Origin of the sequence: Pseudomonas sp. 21615526, assembly GCF_013386245.1 — a bacterium.
Taxonomy (GTDB): domain Bacteria; phylum Pseudomonadota; class Gammaproteobacteria; order Pseudomonadales; family Pseudomonadaceae; genus Aquipseudomonas.
In genome coordinates this window covers 34,863-43,530 of sequence record NZ_JACAOM010000051.1, presented here as the reverse complement: position 1 = coordinate 43,530, position 8,668 = coordinate 34,863, and the positions used below count along the sequence as shown (strand labels likewise).

Genomic DNA, 8,668 nt, shown 5'->3' with positions numbered 1-8,668 from the left:
GAGGCCGCTGTGCTCTTGATTTTGATCTGACTGCCCCATCCAGCCCGAGGCCGAACGCAGGCAGTGCAGAGCAGCCAACCTGCAACTACAGCCCCATCACCCGAGCCAGGGATTGGCCGCCAAATGCTCACGCTCAAACGCCTTGATCTGCTCACTGCGCTGCAACGTCGTGCCAATAGCATCCAACCCCAACAACAACGCAGTCTTGCGCAACGTATCGATCTGGAACGCAATCACCTGCCCGTCCGCCAAAAGAATCTCCTGCGCCTCAAGGTCCACACTGATCTGCGCCTGCTCAGGCTGACTCACCATCTGCCCCAACCGCTGCAACACCGCCTCCTCCAGCGTGATCAACAACACCCCGTTACGCTGGCAGTTGTCATAGAAAATCCCCGCAAAGCTGCTGCCGATCAACGCGCGGATGCCCATCTGCTTCAGGCCCCACACCGCATGCTCCCGGCTGGAACCACAGCCGAAGTTCGGCCCCACTACCATAAAGCTCGCGCCCTGCCAGGCCGGCTGGTTCAGCACAAACTGCGGGTCAGGCTCACCCGAGGGCAAAAAGCGCAAATCAAAGAACAACCCGCGGTCCAGCCCGTTGCGGTCGATGCCCTTGAGAAACTGCTTGGGCATGATCACGTCGGTGTCGATATTGGCCGCCAGCATCGGCGCCGCCTTGCCGGTGATCCGAGTGAAGGGTTGCAAGCTCATGTGCGGTCTCCAAAGTGGCGAATATCCGTCAGCCGGCCAGTGATGGCCGCAGCGGCGACCATGGCCGGGCTCATCAGGTGCGTGCGGGCACCCGCGCCCTGGCGGCCTTCGAAATTGCGGTTGGTGCTGGAGGCGCAGCGGTCGCCCGGCTCCAGCACGTCGTCGTTCATCGCCAGGCACATCGAGCAGCCCGACTGGCGCCATTCAAACCCGGCGTCGATAAAGATCGCGGCAAGGCCTTCGGCTTCGGCCTGGTCACGCACTTCGGTGGAGCCCGGCACGATCATCGCCCGCACATGGTCGGCCACGTGCTTGCCGCGCACCACGCTGGCGGCGTCGCGCAGGTCTTCGATGCGGGCGTTGGTGCAGGAGCCGATAAACGCGTGGCTGATCACAATGTCGCTCAACGGCATGCCCGCTTCCAGGCCCATGTAGTTCAAGGCGCGGCGCATGTCCTGGCGCAGGATCAGGTCGCTGATGTCTTGCGGGTCCGGCACGCGGGCGCCGATGGGGGCGGCCTGGTCGGGGCTGGTGCCCCAGGTGACCATCGGCTCAAGGGCGCTGGCATCCAGCTGCACTTCGAGGTCGAACACCGCGTCGGCATCCGAGTGCAGTTGGCGCCAGCCCACCAGGGCGCGTTCCCACAACTCGCCCTTCGGCGCGCGTGGCTTGCCCTTGAGGTAGGCGAAGACTTTTTCATCCGGCGCCATGAACGCTCCACGTGCGCCGGCTTCCACCGCCATGTTGCAAATGGTCATGCGCGCCTCGACGCTCAAGGCATCGATGGTCGACCCACAAAACTCAATGGCGTAGCCGGTGGCACCCGAGGCACCGATCTTGCCGATCAGCGCCATGATCACGTCCTTGGAGGTCAGCCCACGGGCCAGTTCGCCGTCCACGGTCACACGCAGGCTTTTCAGACGCTTGTAGACCAGGGTTTGCGAGGCCAGCAAATGCTCGATTTCCGAGGTGCCAATGCCAAAGCCGAACGCGCCCAAGGCACCGTAGGTGGTGGTGTGGCTGTCGCCGGCGGCGATTACCATGCCCGGCAGGATAAAACCCTGTTCCGGGGCGATCACGTGTTCGATGCCCTGGCGCTTGTCGAGGATATCCAACAGCTCGATCCCGAAATCCCGGCAGTTTTCCGCCAGGTACGACACCTGGCGCGCACCGCCCGCATCCGGCATGGTCGCGATGCGCTTGGGCGTGGTGGGGTTCACATGGTCGACCACCGCCAGCGCCGTACCGGGCCGCCACACACCACGGCCCGCCTCGCGCAAGCCGCTGAAAGCTTGCGGGCTGGTGTATTCATTGATCACCTGGCGGTCGATGTACAGCAGCACATGGCCCTGGTCATCCAGGCGGCACACCGTGTGGGAATCGATGTGTTTGTCGTAGAGGGTTCTGGCAGAAGTCATTATGGGGCTCGCTCAACGGTATGCCCCCATCATAGGCAGCGCCCCCGCCCCATCAATCCCGCCTTGGTGATGGCTCGGAACATGTTTCGTGTTGCATGAATGCGTATCTGAAACATTTACTTTCATATCCGCCTTAGGGTTTTGTGTTTCTCATCCGTCTTAACTTAGATACAGCCGCTCGCGTCAGCAAAAGCTACGGGTGGCGTTTTCCGGGCCTTTACCGCCTCCCTCCGATCAAGACCCTCATTCACATGTCGAAGAAGTCACGCTCAAAACTCTGGTTTCTCGTGCACAGCTGGCTGGCATTGCCCATCTGGTTCTTTGTGCTGATCGTCTGTGTCACCGGCACCCTGGCGGTGGTCAGCCAGGAGATCGTCTGGCTGGCCAACCCGGACATCCGCGCCAGCAAGCCGTCGGACGATGCCGAACCGCTCACCTACGACCAGGTGATCGGCGCCATCAAGCGCGCCGAACCCCAGGTGATCGTCGAATCCCTGAGCCGCCCGGACGAATCGCACTTCGCCCTCAGCGCCGACCTCAGCTACCCCGACGGGCGCTCGCTGGAGGTCTACGTCAACCCATACACCGGGGTGATCCAGGGCATCAGCCCATCGTTCAACTTCCAGCAATTTACCCGTGCCCTGCATGGCTGGTGGCTGGTGCCTTTCACCAATGGCTACAGCTGGGGCTGGTACCTCGTCTCCCTGCTGGGCTTGCCGCTGCTGGCTTCGCTGGTCACCGGCCTCGTGGTCTACAAGCGTTTCTGGAAAGGTTTTTTCAGGCCGACCCTGCGCATTCGTCACGGTGCGCGGATTTTCTGGGGCGACTTCCACCGGTTGAGCGGCATCTGGTCGATCTGGTTTATCGCGGTGATTTCCATCACAGGCACCTGGTTCCTGATCCAGGCGATCCTGGGTGATAACCAGATCACCATTTCCAGCGAGCCGATCGTCCCGGCGATTGCCCGCGACAAAGTGCCGATGTCCGCCCCGGGCGTACCGGCGCCCATGATTCCCCTGGACGAGGCGATCAACATCGCCACCCAGCGCATTCCCGGGCTTGAGGCCAGCTTCGTGAGCCTGCCCAGCAACGCCTACAGCCACCTGCGCATCGGCGGGCGTGGCTGGTACCCGCTGATGTTCCAGACCGCGGAAATCAACCCGTACAACGGCGAAATCGCCGCCTCGCACCTGCTGTCCGACCGTTCGGCCCTGGAGTTCGTCACCGAATCCATGCGCCCGTTGCACACCGGGGACTTTGGCGGGATCTGGATCAAGCTGATCTGGGCCTTCTTCGGCCTGGTGCTGAGCATGATGGTCTTGAGCGGCTTGCTGATCTGGACCAAACGCACGGCCCTGGCCACCCTCAATGCGCTGAAACGCGAAGCCAAGGCAGCCCGTCAACCGGCGAAAACCCAGGCCTTGCAGGCTGAGACCACGGAGGCCAACCCATGAACAAGGCCATGACGGTTCAACCCCCCTCGCCCCTGCGGGCCTTCTGGCTCAAATGGCGCTTCCACATCAATATCCTGCTGTTGCTGGTGCCCCTGGGCTTCATGCCCAAGTACTTTGCCGACGCGGCACTGTTTCGCGGCGACAGCGGCCTGGGTGAACGGGAGATCGGCGAAGTACAGGTCGGCCCCTGGAGCCTGAAGCTCGCCGAACTACGCAACGAGCCGCCGCGCCCGGACCCGGCAGGCCCGATGAAATCCTTCAACGCTGCCCTGTGTGCCACGTGCATCGACCAGGTCAAGGCGACCTACCTGCGTATCGGCAAGCCCCGCAGCCTGCGGGCGGCCGGGGTGATTTTCTTCGGCACCCCATACCGCATGGGCGCCGCGTTGCCGATCCCTGAGCGCACCCCGCTGGACGCCGAAGTGTGGATCACCATGGAAGGCTGGGACGGCGCCATGCACCAGGCCTCCATTCCCTTGAGCCAGGCTTCGCCGGCCACCATCGACTGGCTGAAAAAACGAGGAGTTAAACCATGACCTTGCAGCAATTGGCCCGCGCCTGTGGCGTGCTGATCCTCGGCGCCGGTTTCAGTACCGCCGCCCTCGCCCACAACCCGATGTGCGAATGCAAGGAAATCGCCGGCGAGCAGATCCAGTGCACCGGCGGTTTCTCTGATGGCAGCGGTGCCCCCGGCGTGACCCTGGATGTGATCGGCTACGACGAGACCATCCTGGTGCCAGGCAAGCTGGGAGAAGACTCGAAGCTGACCTTCAAGAAACCCTCCGCCGAGTTCTACGTGTTGTTTGATGCCGGCCCCGGCCACGTGGTGGAAATCGACCAAGCGGATATCCAGCCCCAATGAGCCGTACAACCCAAGTCGTGCGCCCGGCCGGTGCCGGGCACGAAACCCTGTATGTCCTGCTGTTGTGCCTGATCATCCTCGCCGTTGCCGGCACGGTGGTGGCCTTGCGCGGTGAAAGCCAGGAGATCGCCGCCGTGCCCAGCCACCAACTGGACGCCCGCCGCGACCTCAGCGCCGCCGAGCAAGGCATCTATGCCGACCTGCGGGTGACCCTGGATGAAATCCACTTGCTGCAGGAGGAACACAGCGCCCTGCCGACGCCTGAACAGCTGGCCGAAGAGGGCTTCGCGCCCTTCGCCCAGGACGCCAGTTCGGTGAGCCGTGGCGACCACCGCTGGCAGTTGCTGGACGCGGCCTATCTGGGCCTGAGCCAGACGCCGGACCTCAGCGGTTCGCTGTTGATGCGCATCCGCGGCGCCGAGCCGGATATCTGGTTCAACCGCAGCGCCCACCTCACCGCCCCCACCGACCTCACTGACCAGGCGCTGATCAGCGCGGGCTGGCAGCAGGTAGTCGCGCAATTCGATGCCGGTGTCACCCGCCAGCATCGTCACTGAATTCACGTTGCAGCCGAGAGAAGACCATGTCTATTTCATCTCCATTATTACGTCTGGTGCTGGTCGGCCTGATCACCGTGCTGCTGGCCCCGTTCGCCAGTGCCGACCCGGCAAAACGCCTGCGCATCGGCATCACCCTGCACCCGTATTACAGCTACGTCGCCAATATCGTCGGCGACAAGGCTGAAGTTGTCCCGCTGATCCCGGCCGGTTTCAATCCCCATGCCTACGAACCCCGCGCCGAAGACATCAAACGCATCGGCACCCTTGATGTGATCGTGCTCAACGGCGTCGGCCATGACGATTTCGCCGACCGCATGATCGCCACCAGCGAGCGCCCGGACATCCCGGTGATCGAGGCCAACGCCAACGTGCCGCTGCTGGCCGCCACCGGCAACGCTGCGCGCGGTGCGGGCAAGGTGGTCAACCCGCACACCTTCCTGTCCATCAGCGCCTCGATTGCCCAGGTGAACAACATTGCCCGGGAACTGGGCAAACTCGACCCGGACAACGCCAAGACCTACACCCAGAACGCCCGCGCCTACGGCAAGCGCCTGCGCCAGATGCGCGCCGACGCCCTGGCCAAGCTCACCAGCGCGCCCAACCCCGACCTGCGGGTAGCCACCGTGCATGCGGCGTATGACTACCTGCTGCGGGAATTCGGCCTGGAAGTCACCGCCGTGGTGGAACCGGCCCACGGCATCGAGCCGAGCCCCAGCCAGTTGAAGAAAACCATCGACCAACTGCGGGAACTGGACGTGAAAGTGATCTTCTCGGAGATGGATTTCCCGTCCAGCTACGTCGACACCATCCAGCGTGAATCCGGGGTGAAGCTGTACCCGCTGTCGCATATTTCCTATGGCGACTACAGCGCGGAAAAATACGAAGTGGAAATGACCGGCAACCTCAACACCGTGGTGCGGGCGATTCAGGAGTCCGGGGCATGACGGCGGCTGAACACCTGAGTGTGGCCAGCGTTGGCCCGACCGTCGACTTCGATAACGTCGCGCTGACCCTGGGCCGTACGGTGATCCTCGATGCAGTGAGTTTCCAGGTGCAGCCCGGCAGCATCCATGCGCTGGTGGGCCCCAACGGCGGCGGCAAAAGCTCGCTGATCAAGACCCTGCTGGGGCAAACGCCGCACCAGGGCCAGTTGAGCCTGCATTGGCCGGATGCACCCGGCACCATCGGCTACGTGCCCCAGGCGCTGGAGTTCGACCGGGGCTTGCCGATGACCGTCGACGATTTCATGGCCGCGATGTGCCAGCGGCGTCCGGCGTTTCTCGGGCTGTCCAAACATTACGCCGCCGCGATTGGCGACGCACTGGAACGGGTCGGCATGCAGGACAAGCGCAAGCGGCGCATGGGTGCGCTGTCTGGCGGTGAACGCCAGCGGGTGCTGTTGGCCCAGGGCTTGATCCCGGCACCGCAATTGCTGGTGCTGGACGAACCGATGTCGGCGCTGGACGAAGCCGGGATCCAGGTGTTCGAGCGGCTGCTGAACGACTGGCGCCGGGCCGGGATCACCGTGCTGTGGATCGAACACGACCTGGAAGCCGTCGGCCGCCTGGCCGATCGCGTCACCGGCCTGAACCGCCGTGTGCTGTTCGACGCCACGCCGAAAGAGGCACTGACCCCGGACCGCCTGCTGACCCTGTTCTCCACCCACCCACGGAGCCCGGCCTTATGAGCTATGAAGCCTTTCGTCTGATGGTCCAGGGCTGGGCGTCTTCCGGGTATCTGCCGGAAGCGCTGGCCTATGGATTTGTAGTCAACGCCCTGCTCGCCGGCCTGCTGATCGGCCCGGTGCTGGGTGGTTTGGGCACCCTGGTGGTGGTCAAGCGCTTTGCGTTCTTTTCCGAAGCCGTGGGCCATGCCGCACTGACCGGCGTGGCCGTGGGCATTCTGCTGGGGGAACCGTATACCGGGCCTTACGGCAGCCTGTTCGGCTACTGCCTGCTGTTCGGGATCCTGCTCAACTACTTGCGCAACCGCACCGGCCTGGCGCCGGACACGCTGATCGGCGTATTCCTCTCGGTGTCCCTGGCCCTGGGCGCGAGCCTGCTGCTGATTCTGGCGGGCAAGATCAACGTGCACATTCTCGAAAACGTGCTGTTCGGCTCGGTGCTGACCGTCAACGGCAATGACCTGTTGGTGCTGGCGATTGTCGGCGCGCTGGTGATGGCCCTGGCCCTGCCACTGTACAACCGCATCATGCTCGCCAGCTTCAACCCGCAGTTGGCGGCGGTGCGCGGGGTGGCGGTGAAGACCCTGGACTACCTGTTCGTGATCCTGGTGACCCTGATCACCGTGGCGGCGGTCAAGGTCATCGGCGCGATCCTGGTGGGTGCGTTGCTGGTGATTCCGGCGGCCGCCGCACGCCTGTTGAGCCAGTCGCTCAAGGGCTTCTTCTGGATCTCGGTGGTGATCGCCACCGTCAGCACCCTGTGCGGGATCCTGCTGCCGATCATCTTCGACCTGCCGATTCCGTCCGGTGCCGCGATCATCCTGGTAGCCGGTATCGCCTTCGCCCTCGCCGCCATCGCCCGCGGCACGGTCCCCAGCCTGAAAGGGAATCTTGGATAATGCGCCCGATGTTTCGACCACTGCTTCTGGCCCTGGCCATTGCCACACCGGCATTCGCCGCCGACGGCGTCAAGCCGCTACAGATCACCGCCAACCAAGGCGTTGGCCATGCTGCCTTGAACCAGGCCAAGGCGAAAAAACCGGTAAAAGTCCTCGCCGCCTTGCCGATCACCTATGGCTTGGCGCAGGTGTTGCTCAAAGGCACTGACGTACAGCTTGAGCGCGCGGCACCGGCCAACCTGCCCGGATCGCGGCAAGTCGCCTATTTCACCGGACGCGGCGCGCAGGCGCTGAACACTCTGGCGCTGGACGCCGATGCGGCCATCGGCCTGCGCTCGCTGTGGCCCGACGACCCGCTGTACCCGGTGGCCCGGCGCAGCAATATCCGCATCGTCGAAGTCGACGCCGCGCGCCCGGTGGACGGCGGCTTGCCGGGGATTGCCGTGCAGCCGGGCGCCACCGACGGCCTGAACAGCCAGCCGTGGCAATCCAGCAACAACATGGGGCGCATGGCCGATGTGATAGCCGCCGACCTGAGCCGCCTGGCGCCCGAGGCCAAGCCGCAGATCGAAGCCAACCTGGCCGCGCTCAAGCAACGCCTGCTCAAGCTCACCGCCGACAGCGAAGCGCGACTGGCCAAGGCCGATAACCTGACGGTGGCCAGCTTGAGCGATCACTTTGGTTATCTCGTCAGTGGCTTGAACCTGGAGCTGGTCAGCACCGATGCAAGGGCGGATACCGAGTGGACACCCGAGGCGTTGCAGCAACTGAGCGAAGGCTTGAAGGAGAATGAGGTGGCCGTGGTGCTGCATCACCGCAAGCCAAGCGATGCAGTGCAGGCGGCGGTCACGGCGGGCGGGGCGAAGTTGCTGGTGCTGGGCACCGATGGCGCCGACCCGGTGGCGGAACTGGAAGGCAATGTGGATCAGGTGATCAAGGCGCTGTAACGCGCCTCTCACCGGCGAAACACAGTAAATGTGGGAGCGGGCTTGCTCGCGAATGCGGTGTGACAGTCAACACATACGGTGACTGAAACAACGCCTTCGCGAGCAAGCCCGCTCCCACATTTGAGTCGGTGTT

General features: G+C 63.8%; 10 protein-coding genes. 8 read left to right on the top strand and 2 right to left on the bottom strand.

Features of this window, described 5'->3' with window-relative positions; genetic code table 11:
* Window positions 1-96 precede the first annotated feature (96 nt).
* Both leuD and leuC read right to left on the bottom strand, forming a co-directional pair.
* Window positions 97-711 (bottom strand): 3-isopropylmalate dehydratase small subunit, encoded by a 615-nt coding sequence (leuD, locus tag HX786_RS15880; RefSeq protein WP_003208984.1) that lies wholly within the window; start codon window positions 709-711, stop codon window positions 97-99.
* Complete coding sequence (gene leuC, locus HX786_RS15875; RefSeq protein WP_003208986.1) at window positions 708-2,129, bottom strand: 3-isopropylmalate dehydratase large subunit; 1,422 nt, start codon at window positions 2,127-2,129, stop codon at window positions 708-710. Before leuC ends, leuD begins: the two co-directional genes overlap by 4 nt.
* Window positions 2,130-2,380: 251 nt before the next feature.
* Between leuC and HX786_RS15870 the strand changes: the two genes are divergently transcribed.
* From HX786_RS15870 to HX786_RS15835, 8 genes are read left to right on the top strand one after another with little or no spacing between them, the layout of a single operon-like run.
* A complete protein-coding gene (locus tag HX786_RS15870) occupies window positions 2,381-3,583 on the top strand; it encodes a PepSY domain-containing protein (protein WP_087695105.1) in 1,203 nt (400 codons plus the stop codon).
* Complete coding sequence (locus HX786_RS15865; protein ID WP_008431660.1) at window positions 3,580-4,119, top strand: hypothetical protein; 540 nt, start codon at window positions 3,580-3,582, stop codon at window positions 4,117-4,119. Before HX786_RS15870 ends, HX786_RS15865 begins: the two co-directional genes overlap by 4 nt.
* Complete coding sequence (locus tag HX786_RS15860; RefSeq protein ID WP_177047770.1) at window positions 4,116-4,445, top strand: hypothetical protein; 330 nt, start codon at window positions 4,116-4,118, stop codon at window positions 4,443-4,445. The genes HX786_RS15865 and HX786_RS15860 overlap by 4 nt, the downstream gene beginning before the upstream one ends.
* Window positions 4,442-5,002 carry a DUF6162 family protein gene (locus HX786_RS15855; protein WP_178912320.1) on the top strand — a complete coding sequence of 187 codons (561 nt, stop codon included), beginning with the start codon at window positions 4,442-4,444 and terminating at the stop codon, window positions 5,000-5,002. Before HX786_RS15860 ends, HX786_RS15855 begins: the two co-directional genes overlap by 4 nt.
* Window positions 5,003-5,028: 26 nt before the next feature.
* Complete coding sequence (locus HX786_RS15850; protein ID WP_023659272.1) at window positions 5,029-5,949, top strand: metal ABC transporter substrate-binding protein; 921 nt, start codon at window positions 5,029-5,031, stop codon at window positions 5,947-5,949.
* Complete coding sequence (locus tag HX786_RS15845; protein WP_177036847.1) at window positions 5,946-6,692, top strand: metal ABC transporter ATP-binding protein; 747 nt, start codon at window positions 5,946-5,948, stop codon at window positions 6,690-6,692. The genes HX786_RS15850 and HX786_RS15845 overlap by 4 nt, the downstream gene beginning before the upstream one ends.
* Window positions 6,689-7,588 (top strand): metal ABC transporter permease, encoded by a 900-nt coding sequence (locus HX786_RS15840; protein ID WP_003208998.1) that lies wholly within the window; start codon window positions 6,689-6,691, stop codon window positions 7,586-7,588. The genes HX786_RS15845 and HX786_RS15840 overlap by 4 nt, the downstream gene beginning before the upstream one ends.
* Window positions 7,588-8,535, top strand: a complete 948-nt coding sequence (locus HX786_RS15835) for a metal ABC transporter solute-binding protein, Zn/Mn family (protein ID WP_178912319.1) — start codon at window positions 7,588-7,590, stop codon at window positions 8,533-8,535. Before HX786_RS15840 ends, HX786_RS15835 begins: the two co-directional genes overlap by 1 nt.
* Window positions 8,536-8,668 lie beyond the last annotated feature (133 nt).

What these genes read in the sequence shown, in the direction of transcription:
- leuD (WP_003208984.1), bottom strand. Translation starts at nt 711, where the DNA reads ATGAGCTTGCAACCCTTCACTCGGATCACCGGCAAGGCGGCGCCGATG.
- leuC (WP_003208986.1), bottom strand. Translation starts at nt 2,129, where the DNA reads ATGACTTCTGCCAGAACCCTCTACGACAAACACATCGATTCCCACACG.
- HX786_RS15870 (WP_087695105.1), top strand. Translation starts at nt 2,381, where the DNA reads ATGTCGAAGAAGTCACGCTCAAAACTCTGGTTTCTCGTGCACAGCTGG.
- HX786_RS15865 (WP_008431660.1), top strand. Translation starts at nt 3,580, where the DNA reads ATGAACAAGGCCATGACGGTTCAACCCCCCTCGCCCCTGCGGGCCTTC.
- HX786_RS15860 (WP_177047770.1), top strand. Translation starts at nt 4,116, where the DNA reads ATGACCTTGCAGCAATTGGCCCGCGCCTGTGGCGTGCTGATCCTCGGC.
- HX786_RS15855 (WP_178912320.1), top strand. Translation starts at nt 4,442, where the DNA reads ATGAGCCGTACAACCCAAGTCGTGCGCCCGGCCGGTGCCGGGCACGAA.
- HX786_RS15850 (WP_023659272.1), top strand. Translation starts at nt 5,029, where the DNA reads ATGTCTATTTCATCTCCATTATTACGTCTGGTGCTGGTCGGCCTGATC.
- HX786_RS15845 (WP_177036847.1), top strand. Translation starts at nt 5,946, where the DNA reads ATGACGGCGGCTGAACACCTGAGTGTGGCCAGCGTTGGCCCGACCGTC.
- HX786_RS15840 (WP_003208998.1), top strand. Translation starts at nt 6,689, where the DNA reads ATGAGCTATGAAGCCTTTCGTCTGATGGTCCAGGGCTGGGCGTCTTCC.
- HX786_RS15835 (WP_178912319.1), top strand. Translation starts at nt 7,588, where the DNA reads ATGCGCCCGATGTTTCGACCACTGCTTCTGGCCCTGGCCATTGCCACA.